The sequence below is a fragment of the Staphylococcus sp. GDY8P119P genome (assembly GCF_017892075.1).
GTDB lineage: Bacteria > Bacillota > Bacilli > Staphylococcales > Staphylococcaceae > Staphylococcus > Staphylococcus ureilyticus.
The window spans coordinates 609860-629359 of record NZ_JAESKJ010000006.1; the positions used below are offsets into that span (position 1 = coordinate 609860).

The window sequence follows — 19500 nt, forward strand, 5'->3', positions numbered from 1 at the left end:
TATTTTATATTAATAAAAATGTGAAAATATGAATTAAGTGTAGAAGCATCTTAACCTAAGATAAATATCTATTTAAGTGTTTTGCTGTAACAGAAGCAGTGTTTGTTAATAGACCATCCGGTTTCCCTTGATATAGTAATTTGCCACCTTTATTTCCAGCATATGGACCAATATCTATAATCCAATCCGCATGCGTCATCATTGTTAAATTATGTTCAATGATTATCACAGTGTTCCCTTGCTCAATTAAATTATCAAAACTAGCTAAAATAATTGGTATATCATCTTCATGTAAACCAGTGGTAGGCTCATCAAATACAAAGATATGGCCGCTTACAGTGTGTGTTAAATACTTGCTGAGTTTAACACGTTGTATTTCACCACCAGAAAGTGTATCAAGTGTTTGACCTAAACTCATATAATTTAAGCCAGTTGCTTTCAATGATTGTAAAGGTTCTGCAATAGACCTATTTGTATGGAAGAAATCTAACGCTTCATCCACCGTTAAGTTTAATATATCTGCTATTGAATAGCCTGCAATCGTTGCACTTAATACTTCAGGTTTATATCTTTTACCACCACATACATTACAAATTTGAGTGAAGTCTGGCATAAACGCAAGCTCAGTTTTTAACACGCCTTTACCATGACACTCAGGACAAGCGCCTTCAGAGTTGTAACTGAATAATGATTTCTTTAAGCCTGTATGATTACTGAAATAGTTACGGACGTCATCAAATATATCAAGATACGTTAATAAATGAGAACGACTTGAAGCGTGCACCGGTTTTTGATCAATAATAATAGCATCAGTATTATTTTTTAAGCCCCTGTGTATAAGTGTGCTCTTGCCAGATCCAGCTACACCGGTTACCACAGTCATTGCATGTTTAGGAATACGCGCTGAAATATCCTTTAAATTGTTTTGCGTCATATGGTTTAAGTTAATAAACGCATGAGTTGGTCTTACTTTTGATTTTAATTTGTGTTTTTTCTTTAGTGCTTGTCCAGTACTAGAATTTGATGATAACAGACTAGAATAACTACCAGTGAAAATAATTTCACCGCCATTTTTTCCGGCATAAGGTCCTAAATCTATGATGTGATCAGCGATTTTGATAACGTCAGGGTCATGCTCTACAACTAGAACTGTGTTACCTTTGTTTTTAAGCGATTGAATAATTTCATTTATTTTTTGAATATCCTCAGGATGTAGCCCGACACTCGGTTCATCAATGATATAAACTAGGTCACTTAAAGGACTATTTAGATGTCTGATAAGTTTAATACGTTGAGACTCTCCACCTGACAGGGTCTTCGTTTCACGATCCAAAGTAAGATAGTTAAGACCGATATAACTAAGAGATTCTAATTGCTTTAGCAAAGGGTTAATTATAAATTGTGCTTTACTAGATTCTAGTTTTTTTATGAAATGCATCGCATCATCAATAGATAAGTGTGTGAAATCAGCAATATCTAAGCCGTTAATTTTAGATTTTAATACATTTTGATTTAATCTCTTGCCATCACATGTCGGACATTTTTGTGACGTCACAACTCTTTCAATATCATTTTTGAATTTATTTTTTTCGAAATTATCATTTAATAAAAATGAACGTCTGAATCGATGGATCAGCCCTTCGAATTTTGCAGTTTTTGGCCAGTTTTCAGGAGGATTTTTCAATTTGGTAGGTTTCGTGTATAACAAAGTATCCAATTCTTCTTTAGTATAATGCTTTAATTTCTTGTCATTATCAAATAAACCTGAATATAAATAACGTTTACCACGCCAACTATCCGGTCTGAAAGAAGGGAAACGGATTGCATCTTCATTTAAAGATTTTTCAAAATCTAATAACTCTTCTAAGTTAATATCTTCTATGTATCCAAGGCCAGAGCATGTTTCGCACATACCTTTTGGGTTATTAAAAGAAAAGATATCAGAATATCCTACAAATGGTGTACCGATACGTGACCATAATAAACGGACTGAAGCATATATATCAGAAATTGTACCTACAGTTGAACGTGAATTTCCCCCTAATCTTTTTTGATTGATAATCATAGCTACGGGTAAGTGTTCTATTAAGTCTACGTTTGGTTTACTATATTGTTTTAATTGGTTTTGTATATATGTAGAATATGTTTCGTTAAGTAAACGTTCAGATTCGGCAGCAATTGTATTGAAGACTAATGATGACTTACCTGAACCAGAACGACCAGTGAATACAGAAATTTTATGTTTTGGTATATCTACGGAAATATCTTTCAAATTATTTTGTTTCGCACCGTGAATACGAATGATTGACATTTTTGTCACCCCTTTATTTATTTTATACCCAAAATTTTATTGTCTATTAAGTCGTGTTAAGATAATCTATGATGAAAATGTAAAGGGATGATTACAAATCAATAAATTTGAGGACATGCCTTGCTTGTATCTGTTATAAACATGTACAATGAACCAAAGAATAATGTAGGTGGATGAGCGATGAAGAAACTGATAATTAAAGTTATTGGTGTATTAGTATTGATTTGTTTTATAATTTATTTATTTTACTCACCGCGTTTGAAATTCGATGTTTTAGAAAATCCTAATAAAGATACGTCAAAAACAACACAAAATAAAGATTTTCGAAACACAAAAACAAATGTTGAAAATCCAAAGCTTAAAAAAGGTGTGGGTACTTGGATTGGACAAGATTTACATAATTTAACTGAAAATTATGGACAAGCTGATAGAGTGTATGCATATAAAGGTGGTTTTAAAAACTACGTCTTTAAACAAAAAGATCAATATTATCTTGTAACAACTAAAAAAAATAAGATTAAATCTGTGTATGCCACTGGTAAAAATGCTAACGCTAATCCGGTAGAAATTGGTGACAATGCATCTCATGTTTTCGAAAAGTACAGTATCAATCCGGAACCGACGATTAAAGCTAATGGCAAAACGTATGAAATAGAACTTTCTGATTCAGATATGAAAACACAGACATTAATTAAATTTAATGATGTTTATGCACAAATATATATTGATCAACAAGCTAACGAAATCGTAGGTGTAAGATATTTAGATAGTGAAGCATTAATGGCATTTAAACCTTATCAAATGATAACTGCACAAGAAGATAAAAAGGTGAAAAATAATTATAAAAAAATACCATATGAACAGAATGCAAATCAATTGATGACACTTTATGAAATAACTAATGAAATGCGTAAATTAAAAGATGCAAAACCTTTAAAAATCAACAATGACGTAGCTCATATCGCATCATACAATTTATACGAAGCTATTGATACTGACAGTGTAGAATTCACAGAAGATGCATTAAAACAAAAGCTGAATGAACAAAATATTTCTTTTGTTTCCACTAGTCAAAATGTGGGTTATGATTTTAACGAAGTACCAACTTTAATCCACAGTTGGTTAAACTCTGATATTCATAGATCAAGGATGTTAAATTCTAAATACAATGAAGTTGGCGGCGAAGTGTCAAACGGATATTATACAATTATTTTCATTGAAGATAAGTAGGAGAGATTATTATGATAACAGAAGAAACGGTGAATATTCTTGATGATATTGAGCATTTAAGTGATAAAATACTTGATTCACGATTATATCATTCATTTAAAAAAGCAGAACAAAATTTACAAGAAAACGATGAAGCACATTTACTCTATCAAGCCTTTTTAAAATCAAAAGAACAATATGATGAAATCATGAGATTTGGTAAATATCATCCAGATTACCAAAAAGTGATGTTAGAAACACGTAAACGTAAACGTGCTTATGAAATGCTACCTGTAGTTATGGATTACAAACAAAAAGAGGTTGCATTACAAAACTTAATAGATGAGGTTATCGTGAAAATAGCTTATGCTGTATCTGAAAATGTAAAGATAGAAACTGGCAATCCATTTTTCCAAAAAGATGCAAGTGGTTGTGCTACAGGTGGTTCTTGTAGCTGTTCTTTATAGCAAATCAACGCTGTAGTGTTAATTCATATAAAAGCTGGGCACTTGTAGTGACCCAGCTTTTGTATAATTATTTATTTCGATAGGTGTTTTTAAAACGTTCTGCTAAATCAGGTCTATCAGTGACTAACGTATGCACCCCAGTTTTAACTAAATCATTCATTAAATCTAAATTGTTAATGCCATAAAAGCCTGGAACGATGTTACGTTCATTTAACCACTGAATAAATCTAGGAGAAGTCAATTTAATACCATTAAAATTCACTGGCATTTGAAATGTATGTGCTTGTGGTTTAAACGTGTTACCTAAACCTGATTTGAATTTTAAGAAGCCTTCTGCCACTTCATTTTGGCTTGCGCCAATCGCTATTGTATGGTTGCTTTCTTTTTTGAACAAATTAATTTGATCGCTTTGAAAACTAGTAACTAAAACTCGATTTTGCGCGTGGTTTTTAACAATGATATCGTAAATTATTTTAGGTGCTAATTTACCTAGATTACTTTGTGAATCATCTTTAAGATCAACATTTATCAGTGTGTTAGGATATAATGTTAATAATTCATCAAAAGTCAGTATTTTAGCGTCAGGATGATTACGATAAGGTGTTGAGCCGTTTAAATCCTTGAAATGATAACCTGCGTCTAGTTGTTTTAATTCAGTTAAAGTATGTGTTGCTACTTTTCCAGAGCCATTTGTTGTACGATCAACATCTGCATCATGAAAAACCACTAATTGTTGATCTTTAGTCAATCTCACGTCAATTTCGAATCCGTCTACGTGATGTGATAAAGCATTGTCAAATGCGAGTTTTGTTAGCTCAGGTTTTACTGCCATACCACCACGATGTGCGAAAATGTACGGTGCAGGCTTAGAGAAAAAAGCTGGAACTTCTTGGTTCGTAGGTTTAGCTTTATATTTAGAAAAGAAAATAACACTACCTACTAAACCAACCGTACCTAAAAATGCACCTTTTATTAATTTGTTTATTGTTGTCATGCGCAAATCCTCCTTGATTTGAGTATATACAGTAATATAGCAAATGTTAGCTATTGTTCAAAATAATTGTTATTTATTAATAGAATTAGGCATGATATTATAAAGTGGCTAATAAATGGAGTGATGATAGTATGAATATTGTATCTAGAACAAGTTTAGTAATATATTTAAAACATATGAAACACGAACGCCAAATTAGAAAATTTGGACATATAGTCAGTACGAATAAGTTACAACGTTATGTTATTATGTATATAAATGAAGAAGAGGCTGACGCTATTGTAAACAAACTGATGAACTTAAAATATGTAAAACATATAGCAGGTTCTCCTTATAAATATCTTAAAAAAGAGTATCCAAAAGAACAACATGAATTTTCGTGATTGTATTAAATTTAAATATTTTTTATTAACAAACAAAGTCACATTAGCTTTAAATATAACTACGTGACTTTGTTTTATTTAAGACTATTGTAATGGTGGTATCCATCGTTGAAGTCTCAATACACTGATTAAATAATTGAAATAAATACTGTTGGAATGAAAATGCTCGGGTGGTTGCACATCAATTTCTTTCACATCAATGTTGAAGCGTGCTGCTTGTTCATTAATTAAATTGAATTTTTTATTCGAATGCGGATACGGATATTTAACTGCATTTACCATAATATACATCGCCTGAAAATGTTGACCTTGAGTAGGTTTCATAATAATAGCCACTGAAGATAATTGTTTATCAAAAGTAGGGGTGTGGAAGTAAACGATATGCTCGATTCGTGCGTGATTGTATTCAATGAGCGTTGTAAATTCAAATAAGTCTGTAAGGCCCTCGCCCAATTGTATAAAGGCTTGTTTCATTTTGCCCCTCCTTTCATGCAGTATGTATTATATAAAAATAACTTAAAGAATGGAAGTGTTTCTCAATGAGAGTGATTTCTGGAATCCATAAAAGTAAACCACTAGAAAGTATGGAAGGTCGTAACACTCGGCCTACGATGGACAAAGTTAAGGAAGGAATTTTTAACAGTCTACACGAAGTATCAGGCATTGGGTTAGATTTATTTGCCGGAAGTGGTGCCTTGGGTATTGAAGCATTGTCTCGAGGAATGGAAAAAGTGATTTTTGTAGATCAAAATTTCAAAGCAATAAAAATCATCAAAGCGAACCTTCAACATTTAAACATTGATGAACAAGCGGAAGTTTATAAAAATAATGCAGATAGAGCACTTAAAGCACTTTCAAAAAGAGAAATACAATTTGATGTTATATTTTTAGACCCACCTTATGATAAGGGATTAATTGATGAAGCGTTAGACGGAATTATAAAGTTTAATTTATTAAAAGAAAATGGTATTATCGTTTGTGAGTTCAATCATAAAGAAGAGATTGATACAAAATCATTTCATGTGATTAAAAGATATCACTATGGATTAACAGACACTTTGTTATTAGAAAAAGGAGATTAAAATGTCTACAACTAAAGCAGTGATTCCAGGAAGTTTTGATCCAATTACATATGGTCATATTGACATCATTGATAGGAGTGCCGATCGCTTTGATGAATTGCACATTTGTGTTTTGAAAAATAACAACAAGTCGGGCACTTTTTCAGTCGATGAGCGCATTGAGTTAATAGAAGCATCTGTAAAACACCTTGATAATGTTACAGTACATCATTTTAATGGATTACTTGTAGATTTTTGTGATGAAATTGGTGCGCAAACAATTATTAGAGGTTTGAGAGCTGTAAGCGATTTTGAATATGAATTGAGATTGACTTCAATGAACAAAAAGTTAAATAGTAATGTAGAAACGATGTACATGATGACAAGTACAAATTATTCCTTTATTAGTTCCAGTGTAGTGAAAGAAGTGGCTGCATATAAGGCTAATGTATCCGATTTTGTACCAGAACATGTTGAAAAAGCATTGAATGAAAAGTTTAAGAAATGATAAAGAACCACTTCCCAACTTGTTGGGTTAGTGGTTCTTATGCATGAGCAGAAGCTCAGGTAATCCAAAATACACTTCCTAACTTGTTGGGTTAGTGATTCTTATGCTTTCGAGCAGCAGAGAGAAAGTCAACAATGTACACCTGTGATGAAAATTTCTATCAAAAGGATGATAACCATTAATAATAATTCGAACTCACTATTTAATAAATTAAAAGAAACGAAATTAGCCTTTTCGTTTGAAGCCTTAAATATTGAAAACTGGAATCAAGCATATGAAGCTATCAATTTTATGTTTAATCACGTCACTTTTAAAAGTAGATTAGCTAAAAAAACACCAAAGAAACACGGCTATTTTGTTGCGATATGGCGTAAAAATGATCAAGGAAACAACGTACCTTTTAATTATGATGAGATGGAAGATAAATTAGTTATTAATATATTAGATGGAGTGAAAAAAGGACAATTCATTTTTCAAAAAGAAATTCTTATGCGCAAAAATATTTTAAGTTCTGAAAAGCAAAAAGGGAAGATGGCTTTTCGTGTTTATCCAAGTTGGGAAAAAGACTTAAACAAAACTGCAAAACTTACTCAAAAGTGGCAACTCGACTATTTTGTAGATTTATCATATGATGTCGATGAACAGAAACTAATTGAATTATATACATAGTGTTGATTCGAGCCGTTTAATATAGACATCAGTCATTTTCGTACGCTATAAATACGAAAACTAAATGAGACAAACGGATTTATTTTGATAAAAGTCAAAATGTAGGTAATTAATTACCATTATTACTGAAAATACCTATGAGATACTACTATTGAAAATTAAGCTAAATAATAAAAATAACGCTATATATAAAGCCTGTAAATAAAATTCTAAAAATTTGTTTACAGGCTCTATTACTAGGATATTGTTTTAATTGTTTTGATTAGGATTCAGTCATTTTCAGTACGTATGACATGTGTATTGAAGTCTGTTTCTGTATGGTGTGTGAGCAAATTATAAATATGTGTTGAATGGATTTCTCGTTCAAATAAATGCGCGTTTTGTTGATTTATTTGCGTAATAAAATGACGTTCTGGAAATTTTTGTTTTAAGTATTTTAAATATTGTTGACCCTTTGCTGACATACCAAGAATGTGCACTGCATTTATAGCGTTATGTTTATGGTTTTGTTGAAAGTTTAGTAAAATATTCATTAAAATACGCTGTATATGCGTATAAGTATACCTTTTTGTTTTAATAAGTGACATGAAATGCTCGAATGATGTAGCATATCTAATTTTATCTAATATGCGATTTTCTAATCCTTCGGACATCGTATAGATATTTTTCAGGGATTGTGACGTATGACTTAAAACAGCATATTTAATATATGGAAACGTATCTTCTACAGTTGCTTGTGGTTCTTGATAGAGCTGTTGTATTGAGTCGGGAACAACTGATTTCCATTGGTCGTTATGAGCTTGTATTGCATTGCGAATGGAAGTGCCACTAGCGAAATCTAAATTTGAAATATTGGAATCATGGTGGTGACTGCTTTCTCTTGGTATCGTCCAAGGTTTGATATGAGGTGCTAACTTTTGAATCGCTCGCATATAAGAAATACCTAATGTATTATTGGGTGAAGATAATAATGTATGATTGTTTAAAAGTTCACTTAATATTCTTGGATAACTTTTGCCTTCTTTTAGTTTCTTAATAAATTCAGGCGATTGTTCTATTTTAGAGATATTTTGTAGCAATTCATGAAATGAATCGATGTCACCTGATTCACTACCAAATGATAGATGATCTGCATCAACGTAACTCGCTATTTGGACAGCTGTTTCTGCAAAATATTGGCCTGCTGATAATGCAGCTACTGCTGGTAATTCAATGACTAAATCCACTGCACTCAATGCCATTCGAGTACGTGTAAATTTATTATATATGGCAGGTTGACCTCTCATAACAAAATTACCACTCATAATGGCTATAGATATTTCAGAAGCAGTTATTGACTTTGATGTCTGGGCATGGTATAAGTGACCATTGTGGAAAGGATTATATTCAGTGACTAGTGCAACGCTTTTCATTTGCAATTCTCCCTTTCAGAATTCATTATAGATATTGTATCAGATTAATTTGTGTTAAGAAAAAATCTTGACAACTTTTGTCTATAAAGTTAAAATAAATTTTGTGCTTGTTAGAGGTGAAGCCATATGAAATGGTCAATAACACAATTAAGAAAATTCCAAGATAAACCATTTGAGTTCCATCAAACGGTGAATTTTGATCATTTAGTAAAATCATTAGATTTAATAGATTTATCTGATATTGATGTTGAGGGTGAACTAACTGTCAAATCAAATGAAGTCATTGCAGATATGCATATAACTGGAACCTATACGATGGCGTGCGCGCGTACGTTAGTACCAGTCGAAGTGCCTATTGACATAAAATCACAAGAAATTTTTGATTTGGAAGGTAACGCGTATATAGGTGATGACGAAGAAGATGAGCATTATCATGATGCCACAGACGGCATGATTAATCTAAAAGATATTGCTGAAGAACTTGTTATTATAGAAAAGCCAATGCGTGCTTTTGCAAATAATAGCGATCAGATGCTACGTGAAGGTAATGGTTGGGAAGTTATTGACGAGGAACAAGCGGTTGAGCTTGCTGAAGAAGAGGAAGCTGAGCAAATCGATCCTAGGCTTCAAAAACTACAACAATTATATGACGAAGAGCAATAGCGGATTTAAATAATTTATAGTATAATAGATTATTGAGTCTGAAAATAATTTAGTAATGTATGAATATAAGGAGGATATATCATGGCAGTACCAAAAAGAAGAACGTCAAAAACAAGAAAAAATAAACGTCGTACGCATTTTAAAATTTCAGTACCTGGTATGACAGAATGCCCAAATTGTGGTGAATACAAATTATCTCACCGTGTTTGTAAGAACTGTGGTTCATACAAAGGTGAAGAAGTTGTATCTAAATAATTTCATTTATTTAAAGGCTAATGTTTAGCCGAGATTAATCGTTCATTAATTATTCATATAATAATTTATGAGCGATTTTTTATTTTTAATAGTAATGTTATATACAATTGATGGGTTGTGTAAATGATGATTGAAATAAATGCACAAGTAATATTAGAAAAAATAGAAAATAGTGATAGCGAATGGTTGTATAATCAGTTTAGTGATTATTTTCAAGAAATTTCCTCCTATCACGAGTTAGAAAGATTATTGAAATCATATAATACAATTAGACATAAAAATAAATTATACAAACATATACAACTCAATTATAAAGAAGAATACATATGGTTAGATGTAAAGAAAACATCTGGTATTAGTGTGACGTTAAATAAGTATCATGAAATTATTGGTTTCGTGCTTATTCCTATGAATTTGTCAAACAGACATAAAGAAACGAAATTAAGGTATACGATACCAGTTCTAGACACGTGGTTTGTATACGCTGGTGGTGAAAATGAGCTTGTAAATCATCATTACTCATACAAAAATCAACGTTATGCATTAGACCTGATTCTAGTGAAAAATCATCTGACTTATCATGGCAATCCTAATTGCTGTGAAAGTTATTATAGTTATAATCAAAGTGTGATTGCTCCAGCAAATGGTGTTGTAATAGATATCGTAGACGGTATAGCAGATGCACTACCAGGAGAAAATAATATGAAACATCCAGAAGGTAATTACATCATTATTAAACACACGGACAAAGAGTTTAGTATGATAGCGCATCTTAAACCAAATTCCTTTGAAGTCAGTGTCGGAGAGCAGATAAGGCGTGGACAATTAATTGCACGAGTAGGAAATTCGGGCAACACAATGGAACCGCACGTACATTTTCAAATTATGAATCAAAGCAATCCACAATTTGCTAAAACATATAAGTGTAAGTTGCTTGATAATGTTTTGCCTGAAAAAGGTGATATGGTAAGTTATAGTGGAGATAGTATAATATTAGAAAATCAATTTGACTTAGCTAGAAGATGCAAACAATTAAGTTCAAATATAAGACATATATTTAAAATTTGAAATAAAGAGGCTATATTATGGAAATGATAACTTCTGCACAAAACAATAAGATTAAAAACGCAAATAAATTGAAAAAGAAACGTGAAAGAGATAAAACAGGTCATGTGCTTATCGAAGGCGTACACTTAATTGACGAAGCACATAAGAGTAATATCAAAATCGTTCAATTATTTGCTATTGATATCGATAGATTAGATGAACAACTCGTAAATGATGTTGAAGAAGTATATGAAATCAATTTAAAAGTAGCAGAATCACTGTCTGGTACGGTTACGCCGCAGGGGTTCTCTGCGATTATAGAAAAAGTGCATTATGAGGAAAAAGCATATCAACAAGTACTGTTACTAGATCGTATCCAAGACCCAGGAAATATGGGAACATTAATACGCACTGCAGATGCAGCAGGCATCGATTTAATCGTGTTAGAAAAAGGAACCGCAGATCCTTATCAAGACAAAGTACTCCGTGCAAGTCAAGGTAGCGTTTTTCATATACCTATTATAACGAGAGATTTAAGTGAATTTATCGAAGGTTTTAATGGAAATGTTTATGGTACAGCATTAGAGCATGCGATTCCTTATAATCAAGTGAAGCATCAAGAAAGTTTTGCACTGCTCCTTGGAAATGAAGGAGAAGGTGTCAATCCTGATTTATTAAAACAAACGACTCAGAATTTAAACATTCCTATATATGGTCAAGCCGAAAGTTTAAATGTTGCAATTGCAGGAAGTATATTATTGTATCATTTGAAAGGTTGACCCTTTGAATGAATTTCGTATATAATAAACACATCAATGAAAAATATTAACCTATAAAAAGACGTAAACTAATAGTAGCAGTTGTTCAAGGGAGATTATTCATAGACTGAAAGATAATCCACTGTGATTAGTTTTTTTCATCTTTTTGGTTACTTAAAGAAATTTAAGTCGGAAATCATTTCCGTTATCAAAGATTACAAGTGTATGCGTGTGCATAAATTTGGGTGGTACCACGGAAAGCTTTCGTCCCAGTTTTAAGGGGTGAAAGCTTTTTTGTATGCAATTATTGATCATTTGAAAATATAGATTTTAAATAGATTTTAAATAGGAGGCAAAGTATGGCGCAAACAGAGGCAATGTCTGAGATTAAACAACAAGCATTAGTAGATATAAATGAAGCTCAAAATGAAAAAGAACTACAAGATGTCAAAGTCAAATATCTAGGTAAAAAAGGTTCTGTGACTGGTTTGATGAAACATATGAAAGAATTATCGAATGAAGAAAAACCAGCATACGGACAAAAAGTAAATGAAGTGAGACAAACAATTGAAGGTGAGATTGAATCACGTCGAGAGATTTTAGCAAATGCAAAATTAGAGCAACAATTAACAGAAGAAAAAATCGATGTGACTTTACCTAGCCGTAAAATTTCAATAGGTGCTAAGCATCCGTTAACAAGAACGATTGAGGAAATTGAAGATTTATTTTTAGGTTTGGGTTATGAAATTGTAGATGGATATGAAGTTGAAAAAGATTATTACAATTTCGAAGCATTAAATTTGCCAAAATCACACCCGGCGAGAGATATGCAAGATAGTTTTTATATTACTGAAGATATCTTAATGCGTACGCATACGTCACCGGTTCAAGCAAGAACAATGGAACAACGTAATGGCCAAGGGCCAGTGAAAATTTTATGTCCTGGTAAAGTTTACAGACGTGATTCTGATGACGCAACGCATAGTCACCAATTTACGCAAATTGAAGGATTAGTTGTAGATGAAAATATTCAAATGAGCGATTTAAAAGGTACATTAGAATTGTTAGCTAAACAACTATTTGGTGAAGACAGAGAAATTCGTCTGCGCCCAAGCTACTTCCCATTCACTGAACCATCTGTAGAGGTTGACGTATCATGTTTCAAATGTGGCGGAGCAGGTTGTAATGTCTGTAAACAGACAGGGTGGATAGAAATTTTAGGTGCTGGTATGGTTCACCCAAATGTTTTAGAAATGGCTGGATTTGATGCATCGAAATATACAGGTTTTGCTTTTGGCATGGGACCAGATAGAATTGCGATGCTCAAGTATGGTATCGAAGATATACGACATTTTTATACAAATGATGTGCGTTTCTTAGATCAATTTAAAGCGGTAGAAGATAGAGGTGAATTATAATGTTTATTTCAAAAGAATGGTTAGAGTCGTTTGTAGCAATTAATCAACCTGTAAATGTTCTTGCAGAAAAAATAACACGCACAGGTATTGAAGTAGATGATATTATTGATTACACAAAAGACATTAAAAATTTAGTGGTTGGCTATGTTCAATCTAAAGTCCCCCATCCAGATGCAGATAAATTAAGTTTATGCCAAGTTGATATTGGTGAAGAAGCGCCAGTTCAAATTGTCTGTGGTGCACCAAATGTTGATGCAGGGCAGAGCGTCATTGTAGCTACAGTAGGTGGACGTTTACCTGGAGGCATAAAAATCAAAAGAGCAAAATTACGCGGTGAACGTTCGGAAGGTATGATTTGTTCATTACAAGAAATAGGTATTTCGCCAAACCTTGTTCCAAAACAATTTGAATCAGGTATATATGTATTTACTTCAGATGTCCAACCTGGTACTGATGCACTTACTGCTTTATATTTAAATGATCAAGTTATGGAATTTGATTTAACACCAAATAGAGCAGATGCGTTAAGTATGATAGGTACTGCTTATGAAACAGCTGCACTTTATAATGTGCCAATGAAAAAGCCAGAAACGCAAAGTGAATTAACGAATGAACAAGCCACAAATGAATTAAGTATCAATGTTCAAAATCAGGACAAGGTGCCTTATTACAGTGCTAGAATAGTGAAAAATGTTAAAATTCATCCTTCACCAGAATGGATGCAAATGAGATTGATTAAAGCAGGTATTCGACCAATCAATAATGTTGTTGATATTTCAAATTATGTATTATTAGAATATGGTCAACCGTTGCATATGTTTGATAAAGATCAAATTGGTTCTGATCAAATAGAAGTGCGTCAAGCTAAGGCAGAGGAAAAAATGACAACACTAGATGATCAAGAGAGAATATTAAAAGATAGCGATATTGTTATTACTAATGGTAATACTCCAATTGCAATTGCAGGTGTGATGGGCGGAGATTTCTCAGAGGTGACTGAAAATACTACAAATGTCATTATTGAAGGTGCGATTTTCGACCCAGTTTCAATTAGACATACTTCTCGACGACTAAACTTACGTAGTGAAGCTTCAAGTCGATTTGAAAAAGGTATTGCAACCGAGTTTGTAGACGAAGCCGTGGACAGAGCATGTTATTTGCTACAACAATATGCAAGTGGAACAGTACTACAAGATCGTGTAGCTGAAGGCGATTTAGGTCAATTTGTGACACCTATTGAAATCACAGTTGAAAAAGTGAACAAAACAATTGGTTTTGAACTATCTAAAGAAGATATTGAAGCGATATTTGTTCAATTAGGATTTGAAACGACACAAGAAGGTAATACACTGACAGTAATGGTTCCTTCGCGTCGTAAAGATATTACAATAAAAGAAGATCTAATCGAAGAAATTGCTCGAATCTATGGTTATGATGAAATACCATCAACGTTACCAGTTTTTGAACACGTAACACCAGGCACACTAAATGATAGACAAGCAAAAACAAGAATTGTAAAAGCGACATTAGAAGGTGCTGGATTAAGCCAAGCGATTAATTATTCACTTGTAGATAAAGCACGTGCAACTGATTTTGCATTGCAGGATCGCTCAACGATATCATTACTGATGCCTATGAGTGAAGCTCATGCCACTTTGAGACAGAGTTTGATTCCACATCTTATTGATGATGTGTCTTATAATGTTGCTCGAAGTAATCATCATGTTGCGCTTTATGAATTGGGCCGTGTATTCTTTGGCAATGGAAAAGATCAATTGCCAGACGAAGTAGAATACTTAAGTGGTATACTAACAGGAGATTATGCTGTCAATACTTGGCAAAGTAAAAAAGAAGCGATTGATTTCTTTGTAGCAAAAGGTGTTGTTGAACGTATTGCTGAAATTTTAGATGTTCAATTTGAATATGAAGCTGGTGAAATAAGTGGATTACATCCAGGCAGAACTGCATTGGTTAAGCTGAATAATGAAATTGTTGGATTTGTAGGGGAATTACATCCACAAACTGAAAACGACTATGATTTAAAACGAACTTATGTATTTGAACTCAATTATGATAAGTTGATGTCAGTTTCCGTTGGTTATATTAATTATCAACCAATTCCAAGATTCCCTGGTGTATCGAGAGATATTGCATTAGTCATTAATCGCGCGATGCCATCAGCCAAAATCGTTAATGTGATTAAAAATAACGGTGGTGACATTTTACAAAATGCAGAAGTCTTTGATGTATATGAAGGTGAACATGTGGCAGAAGATGAAAAATCAATTGCACTTCGTTTATCATATTTAGATACAAAACAAACGCTCACTGATGATAAAGTAAATGAAGTACACGACCGTATTTTAGAAGCGTTACAAGCAGAAGGTGCGACGATTAGATAATATTATAAAGCCTTGAATCTATGCCAAATGTGGCGATGATTCAAGGCTTTGTTTTTTACATTAAGAACGTTTTGGGTTATAGATTATCGTTTATTGATGTTTTTTATTTATTAAATTCAAAGCTTTTGTTCTGTTCGCAAAATGCTTTTTAGTCATAGCGTCTAAATATTGGACACCGTTTTTATCAATTATTTTTGCAGCAGCTAAATCTACTTTATTGCTAGCGCCTTTAGGTAATTCAACTTTTGCATGCTTTGATAGTTGATCCATATTTTTCACAAAGGCATAACGTGAAATAATACTTGCAGCAGCGATTGCAATAGACTTTGATTCACCTTTTGTTTCAAATTTTGTCTTATTTTCAAACGGTAGATTGCTAAGTGCATATCTTTTATATACACCAGGCTCAGCAAATTGGTCAATCACAATATAATCAAGTTCATCCGTGTCAATTTTTGCAACGACATTTTTTATAGCTTCGTTATGTAACACTGCCTTCATTTTAACTTGAGACCAACCGGCTTTTTGTTTCTCATTGTATTTTTCATTATGCATTGTTAATAAAGAATGCGGGATGAAAGTTATAATTTGTTCGGCAATCTCTATAATTTTAGCATCAGTAAGTCTTTTAGAATCATCTACACCAAGTGTTTTTAAAATTTGAGCGTGCTTTTTGGATACATAGGCTGCACAAACCGTTAGTGGCCCGAAATAATCACCACTACCTGCTTCGTCGCTGCCGATACATTGAAATTGATTATAGGAGATGTGCTGTTTAGTTTGTTTGCTTTGATTGTGTTTGGTGTTGCTTTTTGAAGGTATTGATTTATTAGGCAACATAGCGTTTGCTACAGATTCGGCATCTTTACCTTGAAACATTACTTTATTAGAATTGTATATCGTAATAGCGGTGTTACGATATTTCGTCCGTGCTTTCATACCTTGTGAAAGATTAGTCGTATTAAAATCAATTTTAGTCATTAATTGTTGTATTTCTTGGTTTGTTAATTTTTGTACTATATTAGCCATTTAGTGACCTCTCTTTGTTCATATAACTTATTTTAAAATTGGATAATGCATATCATATCATAAATTTAAATAAGTTAGTTATTTATGATATAAATGGCAATATGATATGAAATAAAAATGATTTAAATAATTGTTGTATAATCATTAAATATTTCAAATAGAACAATTCACACCTCTTACAAAAAAATATCTTGTCGTGTATAATAGTTCGTAATAAATATTATAAATTACCAACATATAAATATAAATAAAGTAAAATCATTCAGATTAGAAATAAAATTTAAAAGTCAGGAGTTATTATATGGGTGAGTTTAAAAATCGGATTAACGTAACTATAAATGATCAACATTATACAATAGTCGGAGAAGATAATCCTGAGCATATCCGTTACGTAGCACATTTGGTAGATGAGAGACTCAAAGAGTTAGCAAGTAAAAGTGCAGGTTTAGATACAACTAGAAAAGCAATTCTTACTGCGGTTAATATCATGCATGAAAAAGTGCAAGTAGAAGAAGAAAATGACCGTTTAAGACAAGAAATAAATCAATTGAAGCATAGTGAAGATTAATGGTTTTTGATTTAGCGATAGTTGTCATCTTCATATATATTGGCATCATTGGCTTTAGAAGAGGCATGTGGTTATCGACGATACATCTAAGTGCAACTATTTTTGCTTTGTGGATGGCTCAAAAATATTATTTACAGATAGCACAGCGTTTGGAGTTATTTGTGCCATATCCTAAGACACGCGCTTACGATATGAATTTTGCATTTCAATTTGCAGATTTGCAGCAACGATTTGAGCATATTGTCGCATTTGTAACGATAGCGCTGATTACAAAAGTCATATGCTATGGCATTATCGTTATATTCGATTATACCATTAAACAAAAATTACCGAATATAACAAGCAGGTTATTTGGTATGATGTTAAGTATTATTCCATCAGTAACTATTAATATAATTTTGTTGTATAGTTGTGCCATTTATCCTAATAGGATGATACAGCAACAACTATCTAATTCGATTATAACAGAACATATATTATTACATATTCCGTTTATCTCAATGTTTATCACACAACTATAAAAATAGTGATGTGAAATTTATAGCTTTAAAAAACTAGGAGGTCAAGGCATAACTTAAATACCAAAATGGTTAGGTGATGCTGTCTTGACCTTTTTCTATGGAGTGAAACAAATGACTAAAAAAGAAATTATTCAATTATTAGAAAAAATTGCGATATATATGGAAATACAAGGCGAAAACACTTTCAAAATTTCTGCTTATAGAAAAGCCGCTCAAAGTTTGGAAATAGATGAGCGACCTTTAGACCAAATCGAAGATGTTACAGAGTTAAAAGGTATTGGTAAAGGCGTAGGAGAGGTGATTAATGAATATAGAGAAACAGGTCATTCTACGACTTTAGCAACATTACAAGAAGAAGTGCCAGAAGGATTAATTCCTCTACTTAAAATACAAGGACTCGGTAGCAAAAAAATAGCGAAATTATATAAAGCGCTTAATATTGATGGAAAAGAATCATTGCAAAAAGCGTGTGAAGAAGGAAAAGTAAGTGAGCTAAGTGGATTCGCTAAAAAAACTGAACAAAATATCCTTGAAGCAGTAAAAGCATTAGGAGCGAAAAAAGAGCGTTATCCAATTGATCAAATGAGAGGACTCAATATAGAAGTTAGCGATTATTTATCCTCAATCGAGTCGATAGAAAAATACGAAGTTGCTGGGAGTTTCCGTCGCTATAAAGAAATGAGTAAGGATTTAGATTATATTATAAGCACAGAACAACCATTAGAAGTTCAAAAAGCTTTATTAAAAATCCCTAACAAGGTTAAAGAAGTAGCAGTTGGAGCAACGAAAATTTCGTTAGAGTTAACCTATGATGATGAAACCATTGGCGTAGATTTTAGATTAATCGAGCCATCTGCTTTTTACCATACACTACAGCATTTTACAGGTTCAAAAGAACATAATATTCGAATCCGTCAATTGGCAAAAGAAAAAAATGAGAAGGTTAGTGAGTATGGTATAGAAGAAGCGGATGGTTCATTAATTCAATATAACAGTGAACAAGAAATTTATAATCATTTTGGAGTAAATTGGATTGCACCTTCAATACGTGAAGATGGTAGTGAATTTGACAAAGATTTAACAGATATAATCAATATCAATGACATCAATGGAGATATTCATATGCATACAACATATAGTGATGGCGCGTTTAGTATTGAAGATATGATAGAGGCTAATATCGCTAAAGGTTACCAGTTTATGGTTATTACAGATCATTCTCAGAGTTTAAAAGTAGCAAATGGACTTTCTGTTGAGCGGTTGTTGCGACAAAATGAAGAAATTAAAGCACTAAACAAAAAATATGATGATATTGATATATACTCAGGCATTGAAATGGACATTTTACCTGATGGACGTTTAGACTATGATGATGAAATATTAGCACAGCTAGATTATGTCATTGCAGCGATACATCAAAGTTTCAACCAATCTCAAGAAGATATCATGTATCGTCTAGAGCAAGCATGTCGTAATCCTTATGTCCGTCATATTGCACATCCAACGGGGCGTATCATAGGTAAACGTGCAGGTTATGGGCCTGATATTGATAAATTATGTGAAATCGCAGAAGAAACAAATACTATTTTAGAAATCAATGCGAATCCTAAACGCTTAGATTTAAATTCAGATATAGTTAAAAAGCATACAAATGTGAAACTAACGATTAATACTGATGCGCATCACGTAGACCATTTAGAATTTATGAAATACGGTATAGCTACTGCACAAAAAGGATTTGTAAACAAAGAGAGAGTTATAAACACAATGGATCGAGAATCTTTTAAAGCATTTATTGACAATAATATAAAATTGAAGAAATAGA

At 32.5% G+C, this 19500-nt stretch carries 20 protein-coding genes; 15 read left to right on the forward strand and 5 right to left on the reverse strand.

Going from position 1 to position 19500, the window contains the following annotated elements:
- Positions 1-55: 55 nt before the first annotated feature.
- Positions 56-2311, reverse strand: coding sequence for an ATP-binding cassette domain-containing protein (locus tag KA830_RS07090; protein WP_204180095.1), 2256 nt, complete (start codon positions 2309-2311; stop codon positions 56-58).
- Positions 2312-2491: 180 nt separating this feature from the next.
- On the opposite strand from KA830_RS07090, the gene KA830_RS07095 reads away from it, so the two are divergent.
- The gene (locus KA830_RS07095) at positions 2492-3541 is read left to right on the forward strand and encodes a CAP-associated domain-containing protein (protein ID WP_046207851.1); all 1050 of its coding nucleotides are present in this window, start codon (positions 2492-2494) and stop codon (positions 3539-3541) included.
- 11 nt (positions 3542-3552) lie between these two features.
- A complete protein-coding gene (locus tag KA830_RS07100; RefSeq protein WP_046207850.1) occupies positions 3553-3987 on the forward strand; it encodes a YlbF/YmcA family competence regulator in 435 nt (144 codons plus the stop codon).
- A 67-nt stretch (positions 3988-4054) separates the two neighbouring features.
- Here the strand turns inward: KA830_RS07100 and KA830_RS07105 are convergent, their stop codons facing one another.
- On the reverse strand, positions 4055-4981 hold the full coding sequence (locus KA830_RS07105; RefSeq protein ID WP_046207849.1) for a glycerophosphodiester phosphodiesterase family protein: 927 nt from the start codon (positions 4979-4981) through the stop codon (positions 4055-4057).
- A gap of 131 nt (positions 4982-5112) precedes the next feature.
- On the opposite strand from KA830_RS07105, the gene KA830_RS07110 reads away from it, so the two are divergent.
- Positions 5113-5364 carry a YlbG family protein gene (locus tag KA830_RS07110; protein WP_046207848.1) on the forward strand — a complete coding sequence of 84 codons (252 nt, stop codon included), beginning with the start codon at positions 5113-5115 and terminating at the stop codon, positions 5362-5364.
- A gap of 84 nt (positions 5365-5448) precedes the next feature.
- On the opposite strand, the gene KA830_RS07115 is transcribed toward KA830_RS07110, so the two are convergent.
- A complete protein-coding gene (locus tag KA830_RS07115; RefSeq protein ID WP_046207847.1) occupies positions 5449-5838 on the reverse strand; it encodes a DUF7147 family protein in 390 nt (129 codons plus the stop codon).
- 65 nt (positions 5839-5903) lie between these two features.
- Here KA830_RS07115 and rsmD point away from each other — a divergent pair, with 65 nt between their 5' ends.
- The 3 genes from rsmD to KA830_RS07130 all read left to right on the forward strand — a co-directional run bounded on the left by rsmD (position 5904) and on the right by KA830_RS07130 (position 7602).
- Positions 5904-6446, forward strand: coding sequence for a 16S rRNA (guanine(966)-N(2))-methyltransferase RsmD (gene rsmD, locus KA830_RS07120; protein ID WP_046207846.1), 543 nt, complete (start codon positions 5904-5906; stop codon positions 6444-6446).
- Position 6447: 1 nt separating this feature from the next.
- Positions 6448-6933 (forward strand): pantetheine-phosphate adenylyltransferase, encoded by a 486-nt coding sequence (gene coaD, locus KA830_RS07125; RefSeq protein WP_019469279.1) that lies wholly within the window; start codon positions 6448-6450, stop codon positions 6931-6933.
- A 147-nt stretch (positions 6934-7080) separates the two neighbouring features.
- Positions 7081-7602, forward strand: a complete 522-nt coding sequence (locus tag KA830_RS07130; RefSeq protein WP_238394754.1) for a MepB family protein — start codon at positions 7081-7083, stop codon at positions 7600-7602.
- A gap of 269 nt (positions 7603-7871) precedes the next feature.
- On the opposite strand, the gene KA830_RS07135 is transcribed toward KA830_RS07130, so the two are convergent.
- Positions 7872-9014 (reverse strand): nucleotidyltransferase, encoded by a 1143-nt coding sequence (locus tag KA830_RS07135; protein WP_204180094.1) that lies wholly within the window; start codon positions 9012-9014, stop codon positions 7872-7874.
- A gap of 126 nt (positions 9015-9140) precedes the next feature.
- Between KA830_RS07135 and KA830_RS07140 the strand changes: the two genes are divergently transcribed.
- The 6 genes from KA830_RS07140 to pheT all read left to right on the forward strand — a co-directional run bounded on the left by KA830_RS07140 (position 9141) and on the right by pheT (position 15557).
- Positions 9141-9677, forward strand: coding sequence for a YceD family protein (locus KA830_RS07140; protein ID WP_046207843.1), 537 nt, complete (start codon positions 9141-9143; stop codon positions 9675-9677).
- A gap of 81 nt (positions 9678-9758) precedes the next feature.
- The gene (gene rpmF / locus KA830_RS07145) at positions 9759-9932 is read left to right on the forward strand and encodes a 50S ribosomal protein L32 (protein WP_019469283.1); all 174 of its coding nucleotides are present in this window, start codon (positions 9759-9761) and stop codon (positions 9930-9932) included.
- 123 nt (positions 9933-10055) lie between these two features.
- Positions 10056-11000, forward strand: coding sequence for a M23 family metallopeptidase (locus KA830_RS07150; RefSeq protein ID WP_080937831.1), 945 nt, complete (start codon positions 10056-10058; stop codon positions 10998-11000).
- A gap of 17 nt (positions 11001-11017) precedes the next feature.
- Positions 11018-11758, forward strand: a complete 741-nt coding sequence (locus KA830_RS07155) for a TrmH family RNA methyltransferase (protein WP_204180093.1) — start codon at positions 11018-11020, stop codon at positions 11756-11758.
- Positions 11759-12096: 338 nt separating this feature from the next.
- The gene (pheS, locus tag KA830_RS07160) at positions 12097-13155 is read left to right on the forward strand and encodes a phenylalanine--tRNA ligase subunit alpha (protein ID WP_064209087.1); all 1059 of its coding nucleotides are present in this window, start codon (positions 12097-12099) and stop codon (positions 13153-13155) included.
- Positions 13155-15557, forward strand: a complete 2403-nt coding sequence (gene pheT / locus KA830_RS07165) for a phenylalanine--tRNA ligase subunit beta (RefSeq protein ID WP_204180092.1) — start codon at positions 13155-13157, stop codon at positions 15555-15557. Before pheS ends, pheT begins: the two co-directional genes overlap by 1 nt.
- A gap of 90 nt (positions 15558-15647) precedes the next feature.
- Here pheT and rnhC read toward each other — a convergent pair whose 3' ends face one another.
- Positions 15648-16586: a ribonuclease HIII gene (gene rnhC, locus KA830_RS07170; RefSeq protein ID WP_107526291.1), complete on the reverse strand. Its 939-nt coding sequence runs from the start codon at positions 16584-16586 to the stop codon at positions 15648-15650.
- Between the two features lie 301 nt (positions 16587-16887).
- On the opposite strand from rnhC, the gene zapA reads away from it, so the two are divergent.
- The 3 genes from zapA to polX all read left to right on the forward strand — a co-directional run bounded on the left by zapA (position 16888) and on the right by polX (position 19499).
- Positions 16888-17154: a cell division protein ZapA gene (zapA, locus tag KA830_RS07175; protein WP_019469289.1), complete on the forward strand. Its 267-nt coding sequence runs from the start codon at positions 16888-16890 to the stop codon at positions 17152-17154.
- Entirely contained in the window at positions 17154-17675 is a 522-nt protein-coding gene (locus KA830_RS07180; protein WP_204180091.1) for a CvpA family protein, read from the forward strand. The genes zapA and KA830_RS07180 overlap by 1 nt, the downstream gene beginning before the upstream one ends.
- Before the next feature lie 111 nt (positions 17676-17786).
- Positions 17787-19499, forward strand: a complete 1713-nt coding sequence (polX, locus tag KA830_RS07185) for a DNA polymerase/3'-5' exonuclease PolX (protein ID WP_204180090.1) — start codon at positions 17787-17789, stop codon at positions 19497-19499.
- Position 19500: the final 1 nt, after the last annotated feature.